Source organism: Stenotrophomonas sp. YJH_SMC_46, from assembly GCF_059370315.1.
In genome coordinates this window covers 604,449-621,794 of sequence record NZ_JCAFTO010000003.1, presented here as the reverse complement: position 1 = coordinate 621,794, position 17,346 = coordinate 604,449, and the positions used below count along the sequence as shown (strand labels likewise).

Annotated in this window: 12 protein-coding genes; 5 read left to right on the top strand and 7 right to left on the bottom strand. The window is 66.5% G+C overall.

The features are described 5' to 3' along the window. Positions 1 to 69 precede the first annotated feature (69 nt). From AC5P8C_RS12480 to AC5P8C_RS12470, 3 genes are all read left to right on the top strand, one after another. Positions 70 to 618, top strand: a complete 549-nt coding sequence (locus AC5P8C_RS12480) for a YaeQ family protein (protein WP_019661265.1) — start codon at positions 70 to 72, stop codon at positions 616 to 618. Further along, complete coding sequence (locus tag AC5P8C_RS12475; RefSeq protein WP_495218855.1) at positions 615 to 1,799, top strand: BaiN/RdsA family NAD(P)/FAD-dependent oxidoreductase; 1,185 nt, start codon at positions 615 to 617, stop codon at positions 1,797 to 1,799. The genes AC5P8C_RS12480 and AC5P8C_RS12475 overlap by 4 nt, the downstream gene beginning before the upstream one ends. Positions 1,800 to 1,890: 91 nt before the next feature. Continuing rightward, on the top strand, positions 1,891 to 3,960 hold the full coding sequence (locus AC5P8C_RS12470) for an EAL domain-containing response regulator (protein ID WP_495218854.1): 2,070 nt from the start codon (positions 1,891 to 1,893) through the stop codon (positions 3,958 to 3,960). A 113-nt stretch (positions 3,961 to 4,073) separates the two neighbouring features. Here AC5P8C_RS12470 and fabV read toward each other — a convergent pair whose 3' ends face one another. The 6 genes from fabV to queA all read right to left on the bottom strand — a co-directional run bounded on the left by fabV (position 4,074) and on the right by queA (position 11,931). Next, positions 4,074 to 5,333, bottom strand: a complete 1,260-nt coding sequence (fabV, locus tag AC5P8C_RS12465) for an enoyl-ACP reductase FabV (protein WP_111099175.1) — start codon at positions 5,331 to 5,333, stop codon at positions 4,074 to 4,076. Positions 5,334 to 6,094: 761 nt separating this feature from the next. Then, positions 6,095 to 7,075, bottom strand: coding sequence for a protein translocase subunit SecF (gene secF / locus AC5P8C_RS12460; protein ID WP_495218853.1), 981 nt, complete (start codon positions 7,073 to 7,075; stop codon positions 6,095 to 6,097). 15 nt (positions 7,076 to 7,090) lie between these two features. Continuing rightward, positions 7,091 to 8,947 (bottom strand): protein translocase subunit SecD, encoded by a 1,857-nt coding sequence (secD, locus tag AC5P8C_RS12455; RefSeq protein ID WP_019661260.1) that lies wholly within the window; start codon positions 8,945 to 8,947, stop codon positions 7,091 to 7,093. 61 nt (positions 8,948 to 9,008) lie between these two features. Next, positions 9,009 to 9,353 carry a preprotein translocase subunit YajC gene (gene yajC, locus AC5P8C_RS12450; protein WP_006434333.1) on the bottom strand — a complete coding sequence of 115 codons (345 nt, stop codon included), beginning with the start codon at positions 9,351 to 9,353 and terminating at the stop codon, positions 9,009 to 9,011. Positions 9,354 to 9,486: 133 nt separating this feature from the next. Beyond that, positions 9,487 to 10,617: a tRNA guanosine(34) transglycosylase Tgt gene (gene tgt, locus AC5P8C_RS12445; protein ID WP_233652970.1), complete on the bottom strand. Its 1,131-nt coding sequence runs from the start codon at positions 10,615 to 10,617 to the stop codon at positions 9,487 to 9,489. A gap of 237 nt (positions 10,618 to 10,854) precedes the next feature. Continuing rightward, positions 10,855 to 11,931: a tRNA preQ1(34) S-adenosylmethionine ribosyltransferase-isomerase QueA gene (gene queA / locus AC5P8C_RS12440; RefSeq protein WP_019661258.1), complete on the bottom strand. Its 1,077-nt coding sequence runs from the start codon at positions 11,929 to 11,931 to the stop codon at positions 10,855 to 10,857. A gap of 211 nt (positions 11,932 to 12,142) precedes the next feature. On the opposite strand from queA, the gene AC5P8C_RS12435 reads away from it, so the two are divergent. Further along, complete coding sequence (locus AC5P8C_RS12435; protein ID WP_495218852.1) at positions 12,143 to 13,639, top strand: aminotransferase class III-fold pyridoxal phosphate-dependent enzyme; 1,497 nt, start codon at positions 12,143 to 12,145, stop codon at positions 13,637 to 13,639. Positions 13,640 to 13,822: 183 nt separating this feature from the next. Further along, complete coding sequence (locus AC5P8C_RS12430) at positions 13,823 to 14,416, top strand: LOG family protein (protein ID WP_019661256.1); 594 nt, start codon at positions 13,823 to 13,825, stop codon at positions 14,414 to 14,416. A 20-nt stretch (positions 14,417 to 14,436) separates the two neighbouring features. On the opposite strand, the gene AC5P8C_RS12425 is transcribed toward AC5P8C_RS12430, so the two are convergent. After that, complete coding sequence (locus tag AC5P8C_RS12425; RefSeq protein WP_019661255.1) at positions 14,437 to 17,280, bottom strand: bifunctional diguanylate cyclase/phosphodiesterase; 2,844 nt, start codon at positions 17,278 to 17,280, stop codon at positions 14,437 to 14,439. Between the last annotated feature and the right edge of the window lie 66 nt (positions 17,281 to 17,346).

Sequence of the window (17,346 nt, the reverse complement as noted above, 5' to 3'; positions counted from 1 at the left end):
AGACAGCCCGGCAACGGACACCCTTCGAGCAAACCTCTATCATTGACGTCTTTAGTCCACGGATCCCCCATGGCTCTTACCGCCACCATCCGCAAGGCCGAACTGCAGATCAGCGACATGGATCGCGGCTACTACGCGACCCACAACCTGACCCTGGCCCAGCACCCGTCCGAGACCGACGAACGATTGATGGTGCGCCTGCTCGCCTTCGCGCTGAACGCCGGCGACCGCCTGGAATTCGGCCGCGGCCTGAGTACCGACGATGAGCCGGACCTGTGGGAACACGACTACACCGGCGACATCCTGCAATGGATCGACCTGGGCCATCCCGACGAAACCCGCATCCGCAAGGCCAGCAACCGCAGCCGACAGGTGCAGGTGGTCAATTACGGCGGCAACGCCTCGGAAATCTGGTGGGGCAAGCAGGGAAAGGGCCTGGCGCGCTTCGACAACCTGTCGGTGGTTGACCTCGATGGTGCCTTCGTCGAACTGTGGGGCCAGCAGATCCAGCGCGCGATGCGCTGGAGCGTGCTGATCCAGGACGGTGAAGTGCAGCTGCTCAACGATCAGATGCAGCTCGACGTGATCCCGAACTGGCGCAAGCGCGCCAAGGCATGAGCACGATCCGTTGCGACGTGGTGGTCATCGGCGCCGGCGCGGCCGGGCTGATGACCGCGATCACGGCTGGCCAGCGCGGCCGCCAGGTGCAGGTGATCGACCATGCCAACAAGGTCGGCAAGAAGATCCTGATGTCCGGCGGTGGCCGCTGCAACTTCACCAACACCGGCACCACCCCGGCCAACTTCCTGTCGGCCAACCCGCACTTCTGCAAGTCCGCGCTGGCGCGCTACACGCCCTGGCACTTCATCGAGCTGGTCAGCAAGCACGGCATCGCCTATCACGAAAAGGAACTGGGCCAGCTGTTCTGCGACATCTCGTCCAAGCAGATCGTGAAGATGCTGGTGGACGAATGCCAGGCGGCCGGTGCCCAGATCCGCACCGAATGCAGCGTGCAGCGCATCGAGCACGGCAGCGATGGTTTCCGCGTGCACACCACGCAGGGCCTGTTCCATTGCGCCTCGCTGGTGGTTGCCACCGGCGGCCTGTCGATTCCGAGCATGGGCGGCACCGGCTTCGGCTACGAAATTGCCCGCCAGTTCGGCCACCAGGTGCTGCCGACCCGCGCCGGGCTGGTCCCGCTGACGCTGAGCGGCAAGCACCAGGAGCGGCTGGCCGACCTCAGCGGCGTCGCACTGCCGGTCGAGGCGCGCTGCAACGGAAAGAGTTTCCAGAACTTCATGCTGCTGACCCACCGCGGCGTGAGCGGCCCGGCCATCCTGCAGATTTCGTCGTTCTGGCAGCCCGGCGATGCGCTGGAGCTGGACCTGTTGCCGGGCCAGGATGCGGGCGAGTGGCTGCGCCAGATGAAGCGCGAGCGGCCCGCCGCCGAGCTGCGCACCGTGCTGGGCGACGTGATGCCCAAGCGGCTGGCGCAGCGCCTGTGCGAGCACTGGCTGCCGGACCGCCCGGTGCGTCAGCTGGACGAGCCGGTGCTGCGCCAGGCCGCGCAGCTGCTGGGCGCGTTCCCGCTGGTGGCCAGCGGCACCGAGGGCTATCGCACCGCCGAAGTCACCCTGGGCGGCGTGGATACCGCCGAGGTGTCGTCCTCGACAATGGAATCCAAGCGCGTACCCGGCCTGCATTTCGTCGGCGAGGTGCTGGATGTGACCGGCTGGCTGGGCGGCTACAACTTCCAGTGGGCCTGGGCCAGCGGCCACGCGGCCGGTGGCGTGGTGTGAACCACATCGCCGTTCGTTGCGCGCAAGGGGTGCGCGCATGGACGGTTCGGCGCGCATCGTGTATCTAGATTTGCAGATTGGGGAGCAGTGCATGCAGAACGCGAACGACATCACCATCCGCCTGCTGATCGTCGATGACAGCGGCGAGAATGCCGAAGCCATCGTCAGCACCCTGCGCAACAGCGGCATCGCGGTGCGTCCGTGGCGCCCGCAGGATGCTGCCGAGCTGGCCCAAGTGCTGGCCAGCCAGGCCATCGACCTGGTGCTGGCCTCGCCTTCGCAGGGCATTCCGCTGCCGCTGGTGGCCCAGCATATTGCCGCCAGCGGCAAGGATATTCCGCTGGTACTGCTGGCCGAGCGCATCGACGAAGACGAACTGGTACAGGCCAGCAGCCATGGCATCCGTGCCCTCGCCCTGCGCCAGCGTTCCGAGCACCTGCTGGCCGTGGTCCGTGACCAGTGGGTGGACCTGCAGGCACGGCGTGGCCTGCGCCGCATCGAGGCGCAGATGCGTGAGACCGAGCGCCGCTGCGATGCGCTGATTGCCTCCTCGCGCGATCCCATCGCCTACGTGCATGAAGGCATGCACATCCGTGCCAACGACGCTTACCTGGAGATGTTCGGTTACGAGCATTTCGACGATATCGAAGGCATCTCGCTGCTGGACATGGTTGCCGCGCAGCACGTGGAAGGCTTCAAGCAGCTGCTGAAGGGCCTCAGCCGCGGCGAAGCGCCGCCGCCGCAGTACCAGCTCGACGCGCGCCACCAGGATGGCAGTGCGTTCCCGGCGACGATGGAATTCACCGCCGCCACCTACGAGGGCGAATCCTGCCTGCAGGTGGTGCTCCGCCGCCGCATGGAGTTCGATCCCGAGTTGGCACGCGAGGTCGAGGACCTGCGCCAGCGTGACCAGGTGACCGGCCTGCTCAACCGACCGACCTTCATGCTGCAGTTGGAAAGCGCAGTGGCCCAGGCCGGGCGCAGCGAGGGCCAGTTCGGACTGCTGCTGATCGAGCCGGACCACTATGCGCGCCTGCTGCCGGACATCGGCCTGGCCTCGGCCGATACGCTGATCGGCGCCCTCGCCGGCCTGCTGGCCGAAGTAGTTGGCGCGGACGCGCAACTGGCCCGCTTCGGCGAACACAATTTCGCCGTGTTGCAGGCCGGGCCCTACGCGCAGACCGTGGCGCTGGCCGAGCGCATCCGCGAAGCCTACGCCGCACACGTCTTCAGCATCGGCGCGCGTTCGGCCACGGTAACGGTCAGCATCGGTGGCGTGCAGGTGGGCGAGAAGATCGCCAGCATCGGCCAGGTGCTGGCACGCGCGAGCGAATGCACGCAGGCCGCCGCCGAACTGGGCAACACCTGGCGCATCTTCGACCCGGCCGCCGCCGACCGGGTCGAGGAAGAGCGCGTGCTGCGCTGGGTCGCCCGCATCCGCGAGGCGCTGGCTGGCGACGGCTTCCAGCTGCACTACCAGCCGGTGCTGAACCTGCAGGGCGAGCCACTGGAGCTTTACGAGGCCTACCTGCGCCTGGAACACAATGGCGAACTGCTGAGCCCGACCGCGTTCCTGGGCATCGCCGAAGAACACGGGCTGCTGGCCGACATCAACCGCTGGGTGGTCTCGCAGGCGATCGCGGTGCTGGGTGAACGCGCGCGTGCGGGTCATGCCACCCAGGTGCTGGTGAAGGTCACGCCGGAATCGTTCGATGACCCGCAGATGATCGCCACCCTGCGCCGCGAGCTGCAGGCGCAGGGTGTACCCGGCGAACGGCTGTGGCTGCATGCGCCGGAAGCCAAGGTGTTCACCCACCTGCGCAGTGCGCAGCAGTTCCTTGCTGAAGTGGCGCCCCTGGGCTGCCGCATCGGCCTGGAACAGTTCGGTTCCGGACTGGATTCGTTCCAGCTGCTCGCCCACTTCCAGCCGCAGTTCCTCAAGCTGGACCGCGGTTTCACCAGCGATCTGGCGGCCACCCGCGAGAACATCGACCGCATCAGCCAGATTACCGCACGCGCGCAGGAGGCCGGTATCCGCACCATCGCCGAGTTCGTCAGCGACGCCAATTCGATGACCCTGCTGTTCAGTGCCGGCGTGGATTACGTGCAGGGCGATTTCGTCGGCCCGGCGTTGCCGGAGATGGGGTTCGAATTCGGGTGATGCCTCTCTGTAGAGCCGAGCCATGCTCGGCTGCGGGACTCAAGCGAAGAGCAGCCGAGCATGGCTCGGCTCTACACAAAGAGAAGGCCGGCTTTCGCCGGCCTTTTCGTTGATCAGGTCATGTCGACCAGGTTGTCGATCTTCACGTCCGGATTGACGTCGGCCTCGTAGTCGACGCCCTCCACGCCAAAACCGAACAGGCGCAGGAAGTCGGCCTTGTAACCGGCCAGGTCGCTGATTTCGTACAGGTTCTCGTTGGTCACCTGCGGCCACAGCGCGACCACCTTGCCCTGCACGTCCGCCGCCATTTCCTTGTAGTCGGCACGCAGGCGGCCTTCCTCGTCGACCAGCGCAACGGTGTGGCCATCGCCATCGACCAGATCGTGGCGCAGGCGGTCGACCGCCGTGCCATCGGCCCTGCCGCCGTAAAGGATGTCGTACAGCACGTCGAGCTGCTCGATGCAGCCTTCGTGAGTACCCTTTTCCTTCATCACCTTGAACAGCAGCGACAGGTACAGCGGCATGGTCGGAATGGCCGAGCTGGCCTGGGTCACCACGGCCTTCAGCACCGACACGCGCGCGTCGCCGCCGATTTTCGCCAGCTTCTCGCGCAGGCCCAGCACCTTGGTGTCCAGGTCCTTCTTGGCGGCGCCGATCGAGCCGTTCCAGTAAATCGCCTGGGTGATCTCTTCGCCCACGTAGGTGAAGGCCGTGGTGGTGCAGCCGTTGGCCAGCACGCCGGCATCGGCCAGCGCGTCGATCCACATCTGCCAGTCTTCGCCACCCATCACCGCAACGGTGCCGGCGATCTCTTCCGGCGTGGCAGGCTGCAGAGTGGTCTCGGTGATCACTTCCTTGTCGGTATCCAGGCCACGCAGGGTGATCGGCTCGCCGATCGGCTTCAGCGTGGAGCTGATGATCTCGCCGGTCTTGGGGTGCTTGCGGCGCGGTGCAGCCAGGCTGTACACGACCTGGTCGACCTGGCCGAGATCGGCCTTGATCATCTCGATGGTTTTCGCCTTCACCTCATCGGAGAAGGCATCGCCGTTGATGCTCTTGGCATACAGGCCGGCTTCGTCGGCGTACTTGTGGAACGCGGCCGAGTTGTACCAGCCGGCGGTACCCGGCTTGGATTCACTGCCCGGGCGTTCGAAGAAGATGCCCAGCGTTGCCGCGCCACTGCCGAACGCGGCGGTGATGCGTGCGGCCAGGCCGTAGCCGGTGGAGGCGCCGATCACCAGCACGCGCTTGGGGCCGTTCTGGATCGGCGGGCGGGCGCGGATGTAGTCGATCTGCTGCTTGACCGCGGCTTCGCAGCCAGTCGGGTGGGTGGTGACGCAGATGAAGCCGCGGACACGCGGTTTGATGACCATGGATACCTCGGGTTGGCAGATGCGGCGCACGGGGCGCTCAGCAGGAATACGGGCGCGCGCCTGTGCGCGCGAACCGCAGGATCGTAGTGTGCGGGGGCCGAATGCACAACCGACGCTGCCGTAGGGTGGTGTTTGTTTTGCAGGGTTGCACCCTGCACCCGCAGAGGCAACGTCAACGGCAGAAGCTGGGTTCCTGTGGGTTGGCGGGGTGGGTCCGGTTGCGGGGGACGCCGTTAACCCGTCCATGGGGGCTTGGCCGCGGCATCCATGCCGCGGACACCCCCGCAACCGGACCCACCCCGCCTTTGACAGTCTTCCGCGATCTGTCGGAACAGCTCTTGGGGTCAGATCCGTTTTTCGAAGGAAAACGGATCTGACCCCAGAATTGTTTCGATATCTGACAAATGTGTCGACCAAGGTCGACACCTACCCACAGCCGTGGGGATCTGTCAGAGGCGGGGCGGTGTCGGAGTGCGGGGTGTCAGCCGCATGGGCCCGAGGCATGCCTCGGGCGGGTTGGGCAGGACGCCCAACCCCGGTCTTGCCGTGCGCGCAGGACTGCGCGCACGAGCAAGCGGCTGCCAAGCCTACAGGGACGTACTTGCGGCGCCCCCGCACTCCGACACCGCCCCACCAATCCACGGAATGCCCGCTGTTGCTGTTGCTGTTGCTGTTGCCTCTGCAGGTGCAGGGCTGCAAGCCCAGCCAACAAAAAACCCCGCTTGCGCGGGGTTCTCTGCGTGTTGCGTGCAGCGGGACGCTTACGGGCGACGGGCCAGGGCCTCGACGTCCTTCGCCTTCGGCAGCAGGTCCTGCTTGCTGACGCGCAGGAAACCGATCGTCAGCATCGGCACCGCCACCAGGATCGAGGACAGCACCACGATCACTGCACCGATCATGTGCGTCTCGGCCAGGCCTTCCATCGAGCTGCCACCGTACAGGTACAGGGCCAGCGCGGACAGGAAGAACATCACCGCGGTGATCACCGTACGCGACAGCGTCTGGTTGATCGAGCGGTTCAGCACTTCCATCGAGTCCACGCGCAGGCTGCGGAAGTTCTCGCGGACGCGGTCGAAGACCACGATGATGTCGTTGATCGCAAAGCCCATCACCGAGAGCAGGCCGGCCAGCACGGTCAGGTCGAACTCACGGCCCAGCAGGGACACGTAAGCCACCGTCACGATCAGGTCGAACATCGCCACGATGCTGGCGGTGACCGCGAACTTCCATTCGAAGCGCACCGCGATGTAGATCAGGAAGCCGGCCAGCATGAAGATGGTGGCGTACAGGCCATTCATCGCCAGGTCCTTGCCGATCTGCGGGCCGACGAACTCGTTGCGCAGCACGGTGGCCTGGTTGTCAGCCGTGGACAGTGCCTTCACCACGGCAGCGGCAGTGGCCTTGTCCTCGGCAGCGACATCACCGGTGCCCGGCGCATGCTCGCCGTGCGGCGCCAGGCGGATGAGCAGATCGGTGTTGCCACCGACGCTCTGCACCTGCGCGCCTTCGAAGCCGTTCTGCTCGAGCTTGGTGCGGACCTGCTCGACGTCCACCGCCTTGTCGAAGCGGGCTTCGATCAGGGTGCCGCCGGTGAAGTCCAGTGCGTAGTTGAAGCCCTTGATGCCGATGATGGCGACCGAGGCCAGGAACACCACGATGGTGACTGCCATGGCGACATGGCGCCAGCGCATGAAGTCGATCTTGGTGTCGTTCGGGAGGATGTGCAGCGGAAACAGTTTCATGTGCGTGTCGTCCCGTCAGATGGCCACGTTCTGGAGCTTCTTGCGGCGGCCGTAGATCAGCGTCGCCAGCGCACGCGACACGGTGATCGCGGTGAACATGGAGGCGAAAATACCGATGATCATGGTCAGCGCGAAGCCCTTCAGCGGACCGGTACCGAATGCAAACAGCGCCACACCGACGATCAGGCCGGTCAGGTTGGCGTCGAGGATGGTGCCCGAAGCACGCTCGTAACCGGTCACGATCGCGGTCTTGCCCGGCACGCCGGCACGCAGCTCTTCTCGGATACGCTCGTTGATCAGCACGTTGGCGTCCACCGACAGGCCGACCGACAACGCCAGGCCGGCGAAGCCCGGCAGGGTCATGGTCGCGCCGAACAGCGACATCACCGCCACCACGATCAGCAGGTTGAACAGCATCGCCGCCGACGTGATCACACCGAACATGCGGTAGTAGATGCTGAAGAACACCAGGGTGAACAGGAATGCGAACACGACCGCGCGCATGCCGTTCTTGACGTTCTCGGCGCCCAGGCTCGGGCCGACCACGCGCTCTTCGACGAAGTCCATCGGCGCAGCCAGCGAACCCGACTTCAGCAGCTTGGCCAGGTCCTCGGCTTCCTTCTTCTGCAGGCCGGTGGTCTGGAAGTTCTTGCCGAACACACCATTGATGTTGGCCACCGAGATCACTTCCTCGTTGACCTTGAAGCCACGCACTTCCTGGCCGTCGACGACGGTCACGGTCGGCACGCGCTCGGTGTAGACCACCGCCATCGGCTTGTTCACGTTGGCGCTGGTGAAGTCGAACATGCGCTGGCCGCCGACATTGTTCAGCGTCACGCTGACGGCCGGAGAGCCACTGTTCGGATCGGTCACCGCCTGCGCGCCGACCATCTGGTCACCGGTGACGATCACGCGCTTGTTCAGCAGCACCGGGCCCAGGCCGTCACGACGCTGGTACACCTTCGCCTCCGGCGGGATGCGGCCGGAATTGATGGCGTCCTGCGCATTGCCCTCGACCACCGCGCGGTACTCCAGGGTGGCGGTGGCGCCGATCATGCGCTTGGCTTCGGCGGTGTCCTGCACACCCGGCAGCTGCACGACCACGCGGTCCGCACCCTGCCGCTGGATGATCGGTTCGGCCACGCCCAACTGGTTCACACGGTTGCGCAGGGTGTTGATGTTCTGCTCGATGGCGCCATTGGCGATCTGGGTGATCTCGGTCTCCGGCACGGTGACCGTGATGCGGTTGCCACTGACGTCATAGCCCAGCGTCGGCTGCGCCTTCACCAGGGCGGCGCGCGCACGCTGCGCGGCGTCGTCGCCGGCGGACGGGCTCAGGTTGGCCACGATGCTGTTGTCGGCACGGCGTTCCACCGACTGGTACGGAATGCGGGCGTCGCGCAGCGTGCTGCGCACGTCTTCGGTATAGGCGTCCAGACGCTTGTCGAGGGCAGCCTTCTGGTCAACCTGCAGCACGAAGTGCACGCCGCCCTGCAGGTCCAGGCCGAGCACCATCGGGCGGCCACCGAGTTTGGCCAACCAGTCCGGCACGGTCGAGGCCAGGTTCAGGGCCACGGTGTAGTTCTCGCCGACGGTGTCACGCAGGGCGTCGCTGGCGGCGGACTGCGCCTTCAGGTCCGGCAGGCGGACGATCAGGCTTTCCCCTTCCTTCTCGGCGCCGACGGGAGTGATACCGGCCTTCTTCAGGTCGGCCAGCACACGGTCGCGCAGCGCATCATCGATCTGCCCGCCACGGTTGGCGGTGATCTGGACGGCCGGGTCCTTCTGGTAGATGTTGGGCAGCGCATACAGCGCACTGAGCGCCAGTACGATCAGGATGACGACGTACTTCCAGCGTGGAAATTCGAGCATTGCTTGGGTCCCGCGCGGCGCCATCCCCGGCGCCGCGGTTGTGCATCGGAAAGGGAGTGGCTTACTGGGCCGACTTCAGGGTACCGGCCGGCAGCACGTTGCCGACAGCGCCCTTCTGCACGCGGATGCGCACGTTGTCAGCCACTTCGATGGTGATGAAGTTGTCGCCGATGTCGGTGACGATGCCGGCGATGCCGCCGTTGGTCAGCACTTCGTCGCCGCGCTTGATCTTCTCCAGCATGGCCTTGTGCTCCTTCTGCCGCTTCATCTGCGGGCGGATCATCAGGAAGTACATGATGGCGATCAGGATGATCGGGAACAGCAGCGTGGTCAGGCCCATGCCCTGCGGTTGGCCGCCGGCGGCCTGGGCGTGGGCGGCGGGAATCAGGAAGGCAAGCAGGTTCATCGTTGGTCCTTTGGTTGGGCGGCGCTCCCGTCCCTTCAGGGGCGGGGGTGTCGACCGCGGATCTGGGTCAGCCTTGAAGTATGCCACGGCCCCGGGCGTTCGTCCTTGGGCCGTTTGGCAGGGGGCGTCCGGGTTACAGGACCGGCGCGACCGCTCCGCGTGCCGCGTAGAAAGACTCACGGAAGGCCAGGAAGGTTCCCGCCTCGATCGCCGCGCGGATGTCGGCCATCAGCTTTTCGTAATAGAACAGGTTGTGCAGCGTGCCCAGCATCGGCGCCAGCATCTCGTTGCAGCGGTCCAGGTGGCGCAGGTAGGAGCGGGTGTAGCCGCCGGTGCAGGCCACGCAGCCGCAGCCCGGCTCGATCGGATCCATGTCCCGCGCGTACTGGGAGTTGCGGATGCGGACGGTACCGAACGAGGTGAAATAGTGGCCGTTGCGGGCGTTGCGGGTGGGCATCACGCAGTCGAACATGTCCACGCCACGTGCGACACCCTCCACCAGGTCCTCCGGCCGTCCCACGCCCATCAGGTAGCGCGGGCGGTCACCCGGCAGCTCCGGGTCCAGGTGGTCCAGCATGGCGTTGCGCTCGTGCTCCGGCTCGCCCACGGCCAGGCCGCCGATGGCATAGCCGTCGAAGCCGATCGCCTGCAGGGCATCGGCCGAACGGCTGCGCAGATCGGTGTGCACGCCCCCTTGGACGATGCCGAACAGGGCCGCGTCGTTGCCGAGCTCGTCATGCGCGTTGCGGCTGCGCTGGGCCCAGCGCAGGCTCAGCTCCATCGAGCGGCGCGCCACATCCTCGGTGGCCGGATAAGGGGTGCACTCGTCGAAGATCATCACCACGTCCGAATCGAGCACCTTCTGGATCTTCATGCTCTCTTCCGGGCCCAGGAACACGCGGGCACCATCGGTGGGCGAGGCGAAGGTCACGCCCTGCTCGGTGATCTTGCGGCGGTGGGCCAGCGAGAACACCTGGAAACCACCCGAATCGGTCAGGATCGGGCCATCCCAGCGGCAGAAGCCGTGCAGGCCGCCGTGGTCGGCGATGATGTCCAGGCCCGGGCGCAGGTACAGGTGGAAGGTGTTGCCGAGGATGATCTCGGCGCCCAGCGCCCGCACCTGGTCCGGCAGGATGCCCTTGACCGAGCCATAGGTCCCCACCGGCATGAAGGCCGGCGTTTCCACCGTGCCACGCGGGAAGGTCAGGCGGCCACGGCGGGCACGGCCGTCGCGGGTCTGGAGCTGGAACTGCAATCGGGACATGGAGCGGTCATTCGGGCAAATAGTTGCCCATTGTCTCCCAAAACCGCCCTCCCTGCTCCGGTAGCGCCGGGCCATGCCCGGCGGAGCGGTTTGCCCGGGATGGCCGGGGCTACCGGATTCATCACGCATGGTGTGGATCTACCTGGGCAGTAGAGCCACGCCTTGCGTGGCTTTCCTGGTCTCCAGGCACCTGCAAGTGCGCACCAACGGTGCGCACCCACCACAAGCAGGCAGAGGTCAGCGCCCTACCCCCGCCTGCGGGAACAGCAGCATCGCGTCGCCGTAGCTGAAGAAGCGGTAGCGCTGCTCGATCGCGTGCCGGTAGGCCTCGAACACGCGTTCTTTGCCGGCAAACGCGGAGATCATCATCAGCAGCGTGCTTTCCGGCAGGTGGAAGTTGGTCACCATCGCGTCGACGCTGCGGATGCGGTAGCCCGGGGTGATGAAGATCTGCGTTTCACCGGCAAACGGCAGCAGCTCGCCATCGCGCATCGCGCTTTCCAGCGCGCGTACCACGGTGGTGCCGACGCCGATCACCCGGCCGCCGGCGGCGCGCGTGCGCCGCACCTGCTGCACCAGTTCGGCGCCGACGTTCAGCCACTCGCGGTGCATCACGTGGTCCTTCAGGTCATCGGCGCGCACCGGCTGGAAGGTGCCCGCCCCCACGTGCAGGGTGACATGGCCGAAGTCCACGCCCTTCTCCTTCAGCGCGGCCAGCAGCGGTTCGTCGAAATGCAGGCCGGCGGTCGGTGCCGCCACCGCGCCTACCTCGCGCGCGAACACGGTCTGGTACCGCTCGCGGTCGTCCACGCCCGGCTCGCGCTGGATGTAGGGCGGCAACGGCAGGCGGCCGGCATGCAGCAGCCACTGCTCCAGCGACTCCGGCACATGGAACTGCAGCACGTAGAACTCGCCATCGCGGCCCAGCACCTCGGCTTCGCCACCGGCATCCAGCGCGATGCGACTGCCGGCCTTCGGCGACTTGCTGGCGCCGACCTGCGCACGCGCCTGCTGACCGCCGAGCAGGCGCTCGATCAGGATCTCCACGCGGCCGCCGCTGGCCTTCTGCCCGAACAGGCGCGCCGGAATCACCCGGGTGTCGTTGAACACCAGCAGGTCGCCCGGCTGCAGCAGCGACGGCAGGTCACGCACCTGCAGGTCGGTGAAGACGGCAGGTGCCGGCGGTACCAGCAGCAGGCGGCTGGCGGAGCGTTCGGCCAGGGGAGCCTGCGCGATCAGTTCAGCCGGCAGGTCGTAGTGGAAATCGGACTTCTTCAAGGCAGTGGGCGGCAACAGGTCGACAATGGCGCGCATTGTACGCCCAGCGTCTGCGAGCCGGCGCGCTTCGCGGCGAACGTCGCGCAAAATGCTGCTATGCAGCAGGTTTCTGCGGGGTTATCGCGCAAAAAAACAAGTGCTAGCATCGAGTTGGAAGTCCGCTGCACGAGCCTGCCCCCAAGCGCGCGTGATGACGCGCGTTTTGCATTTGAAGGCCCGTGCGACCCATCGTTTCAGGAGATCTGCAATGAGCTTCATCGAACGCCTCGCCCCCCTGCGCGCCCAGCCCGGCACCCGCCTCACCTCCGGCCTGGACGACGCCACGCTGACCGCCCTGTCCGCCAACCACCCGCAGCTGATCGCCGCGGTGGACGCCGCCGCCGAGGAATTCGCGCGCGTGCAGGCCGACCTGGGGCCGCTGCTGGCGCAGGACGAACAGGCGCAGATCGACGCGATGCAGGATGGTTTCGTCAACTTCTACGCCGATGACGCGGTGACCCCGTACGTGGCACTGGCTGCGCGCGGCCCGTGGGTGGTCACCCTGAAGGGCGCCGTGCTGTACGACGCTGGCGGCTACGGCATGCTCGGCTTCGGGCACACCCCGGACGCCGTGTTGGAGGCAATGGCCCGCCCGCAGGTGATGGCCAACATCATGACCCCCAGCCTGTCGCAGCAGCGCTTCATCACCGCCCTGCGCGCCGAGATCGGCCATCGCCGTGGCGGCTGCCCATTCGCCCGTTTCATGTGCCTGAATTCCGGCTCCGAGGCCGTCGGCCTGGCCGCGCGCATCGCCGACGTCAACGCCAAGCTGCAGACCGACCCGGGTGCGCGCCACGCTGGCGCTGCGATCAAGCGCGTGGTGGTCAAGGGCAGCTTCCATGGCCGTACCGACCGCCCTGCCCTGTATTCCGATTCCAGCCGCAAGAGCTACATGCAGCACTTGGCCAGCTACCGTGGCGAGGATTCGGTGATCACCGTGGCGCCGTACGATGAGGCCGGCCTGCGCAAGGTGTTCGAGGACGCCGCACGCAACCAGTGGTTCATCGAGGCGGTGTTCCTGGAGCCGGTGATGGGCGAAGGCGACCCGGGCCGCTCGGTGCCGCCGTCGTTCTACGCCGTGGCCCGCGAACTGACCCGTGCGCATGGCAGCCTGCTGCTGCTCGACTCGATCCAGGCCGGCCTGCGCGCGCATGGCGTGCTCTCGGTGGTCGATTACCCGGGCTTCGAAGGCCTGGACCCGCCGGACATGGAAACCTATTCGAAGGCGCTGAACGCCGCGCAGTACCCGCTGTCGGTGCTGGCGGTGACCGAGCATGCCGCGCAGCTGTACCGCAAGGGCATCTACGGCAACACCATGACCAGCAACCCGCGTGCGCTGGACGTGGCCTGCGCCACGCTGGCCCAGCTGACCCCACAGGTGCGCGCCAACATCGCCGAACGTGGCACCGAAGCCGTACGCAAGCTGGAGCAGCTGAAGAACGAGCTGGGCGGCCTGATCACCAAGGTGCAGGGTACCGGCCTGCTGTTCTCCTGCGAGCTGGCGCCGCAGTTCAAGTGCTACGGTGCCAATTCCACCGAAGAATGGCTGCGCCAGCACGGCATCAACGTGATCCACGGTGGCGAGAACTCGCTGCGCTTCACCCCGCACTTCGGCATGGACAGCGAGGAGCTGGACCTGCTGGTGGGGATGGTCGGCCGTGCCCTGCGTGAAGGCCCGCGCCGCGAACAGGCCGCTGCCGCGTAAGCCTGCTTGGCGTTTGTAGAGTCGAGCCATGCTCGACTCGGCCTTTGCCGCGATCTGAACGAAGAGCAGCCGAGCATGGCTCGGCTCTACAGAAGGGCTCATAATCCAAGGACACCCCGTCCCCGACCGCCCTGCGGTTGGCGACGGGGCGTTTTCGTTTCCGGCCAAGAGACAGGAAGATCCATGAAATCGATCTGTGTGTACTGTGGTTCCAACGCTGGCAGCAAGCCGGCCTACACCGAACGCGCCATTGCCCTGGGCGACCGCATTGCCCGCGACGGCCTGCGCCTGGTGTATGGCGGCGGCAACGTCGGCCTGATGGGAACCGTGGCCAATGCCGTGCTCGCCGCTGGCGGCGAGGTGACCGGCGTGATCCCGCGCCAGCTGGCCGACTGGGAAGTGGCCCACCGCGGCCTGACCGAACTGGAGATCGTCGGTTCGATGCATGAGCGCAAGTCGCGCATGTTCGATCTTGCTGACGGCTTCGTCGCCCTGCCCGGCGGCTTCGGCACCATGGAAGAGATCTTTGAAATGCTGACCTGGCGCCAGCTGGGCATCGGCAACAAGCCGTGCGCCTTCCTCGATGTGGAAGGTTTCTACGCCCCGCTGATCGGCATGATCGATCGCATGGTGGAAGAGCGCTTCCTGCACCCGGACCAGCGCCAGGACCTGTGGTACGGCTCGGACATCGAAGCGATGCTGGAGTGGATGCAGAACTACCAGCCGGCCCAGGCCTCGAAGTGGATCGACGAGAAGCGTCGCGCTGCCCTGCGTTGATGCAGCCGCACGCGGTGGGCTCAGGCCGCCGCGTGCGACCACGGGGCGGGCCGCCCCAACAGGTAGCCCTGGCCGTAGTCGCAACCCAGTTCGCGCAGGGTCTGCCGCTGCGCCTCGGTCTCGATTCCTTCGCCGATGGTTTCGATGCCCAGCGTGCGCGCCAGCGACAGCACGCCCTCGACCAGCGCGCGCGTGCTCTGCACTTCCGGCCCATGCAGGCCAGCGATGAAACTCTGGTCGATCTTCAACGTGCTGATCGGGAAACGGTGCAGGTAGGACAGCGCGGAGAAGCCCGTACCGAAATCGTCCAGCTGCACCTGGATGCCGCGCTCGCGCAGCCCCTGCAGGATGCGCAGGGTGTGCGGGGCATCATCCAGCAGCGCCACCTCGGTTATTTCCAGCCGCAGCCGCTGCGGATCGGCCCCGTATGCGTCCAGCAGGCCGAACAGGCGGCCGCTGAACTCTGCAGAGCGGAAATGCCGCGGTGATACGTTGACCGATACATAGCTGTGCCCGCCTTCGGCGAGGCCAATGATCACCTGTTCGTAGATCAGCCAGTCGACCTGCTCGATCAGGCCGCTTTCCTCGCCCAGCTCCAGGAACGCGCCGGGCAGCAGCAGGCCACGGCGCTCATGCTGCCAGCGCAGCAGCGCCTCGTGGCCGACCACTTCACCGTCGGACAAGCGCACGATCGGCTGGTAGAACGGTACGAAATCGCGGTTGTTGATCGCACGGCGCAGGTCGGCTTCCAGGTCCAGGCTGCGCATGGCTTCTTCGCGCATGTCCTCGTCGAAAATCGCACAGCGGTCATGGCCCTGCGCCTTGGCCCGGTACATGGCCGCATCCGCATCGCGCAGCAGCTCTTCTCCGGTGCGGTAGCGCGGATTCCACAGGGCAATGCCCAGGCTGCCGGACGGAAACAGTTCGCGCCCGGCGATCCACATCGATTCCTGCAACGCCAGCAGCAGCCGCTGGCCGAAATCCAGTGCCTGGGCCAGACCTTGCGGGCATTGCAGCAGCACCGCGAATTCATCACCGCCCAGCCGTGCCACCACGTCGTCGGCGCCGGCCATCGATACGATGCGCTTGGCCACTTCCTCCAGCATGCGGTCGCCGGCGGCATGCCCGATGCTGTCGTTGACCAGCTTGAAGCGATCCAGATCGAGGAACAGTACGGCGAACACCGGGCCACCCTCACGCCTGGCCAGCACCAGCGCATCCTGCAGTCGATCCAGCAGGTGCAGGCGATTGGGCAGGCCGGTCAGCGCATCGTGCATGGCCTGATGGGTGAGCCGCTGCTCGGCCCGCAGCCGCTCGCCGATCTGCCCGAGCAGCTTTTCGTTGACCTCGGCCAGCTCGCGGGTACGTTCTTCCACGCGCTTTTCCAGTTCGGCATGCGCCGAACGCAGCCGCTGCTGGTCGCGTTGACGGGCCAGGCCGGTACCGATGTTCTGGGCGACGAAGGTCAGCAGGCGCTGGTCGTGAACGCTGAACGTGCTGTTTTCGCTGTAGCTCTGCACCACGATCGCGCCGACCACTTCGTCGTCGCGCAGCAGCGGCACGCCCAGCCAGCAGTGCGAACGTGCACCGGATTCACGCACCTCGCCACTGGCCAGCAGCGCATCGATCTGCGCGCGCGAGGCCAGCAGCGGGCGCCGGTTGCGCACCACGTATTCGGTCAGGCCCCGGCTGAAGGGCCGTGGCGCGCGGCTGGCATTGTGCTCGTCCACCGAATACACGAAATCCAGGCCGTTGCCGGCCGGGTTGACCAGGGCGATGTAGAAATTGCGCGCGTCGAGCAGGCGCCCGACCACGCCGTGCACCTGCCCGTAGAACTGAGCCAGGCTGTCGGCCGACATCGCCATTTCGGCGATGTTGTACAGGGCGGTCTGCAGCTGTTCGGCACGACGACGCTCGGCTACCTCGTCCTGCAGGCTGTGGTTGGCCCGCTGCAGTTCCTGGGTGCGCCGCGCCACCTGCTGTTCCAACCGGACCTGCGCCTGGCGCCGATCCATCGCGGTCTGCACGTGCTGGGCGACGAAGCCCAGCAGTGCGCGCTCGGCCTCGCCGTAGCGGGCGGCCTGTTCATAGCTCTGAACCACGATGGCCCCGCAGACGCGGCCGTCGCGCAGCATCGGCACGCCCAGCCAGTCCAGGCTTTCGGGACCGCGCTGCGGGTCATGCTCCTGTTCCATCACCTGCGCCAGCAGTTTGCGCGAAGGGCCACTGAGCGGCTTGCCATGGCGCAGCAGCGCCACGGTCAGGCTGCGCGGCATCTCGCTGGCGTCATGGCTCTGCGTGGGATCGGCGACGAAGTCATCGACCTGATCGGCAAAGTACAGGAACCGGATCTGGTCGCGCACATCGTCGTATTCCACGATGTAGCAGTTCTCGGCATACATCAGCGTGCCGAGCACGCCATGCACGTGGCGCAGCATCTCGGGCATTTCCAGATCGGCACCGGCCAGATCGGCAATCTGGAACAGGGCCTGCTGCAGCCGCTCGGCCTCTTCCAGTGCCTTGATCTGGCCGGCTTGGCGGCCGCGCTGCAGCGCCAGTTCCATCGCCTGCCGGGCAACCCCCCACCATGCAGGCGAAGGTGCCGCCCCGGCTACCGACAACAGCAACCGCGCACCGTCGTATTCCCAGCCATGCTGACCCTCGCCGATTCCCGGCTCCGCGGCCACCTGGCCGGCAACTGCTGGCGACGGCCAGCCGCCCTGGCCACGACCGAGCTGCGGGTCGTCCCAGCCAACGCGAACCACGGCCGTTTCCGGCAAAAGCGCATGCAACGCGCGCACCAGCGCCGTGCTCAGCACGGCCTCGTGTGGTGACTCTTCCGCCGGTTCAGCATGCGTGGACAAATGACAATCTCTTGGCGCCGTCTGTGCGTCGCCTCCCCTGAGCCGCCGAGCATAGCGCGCCACCCG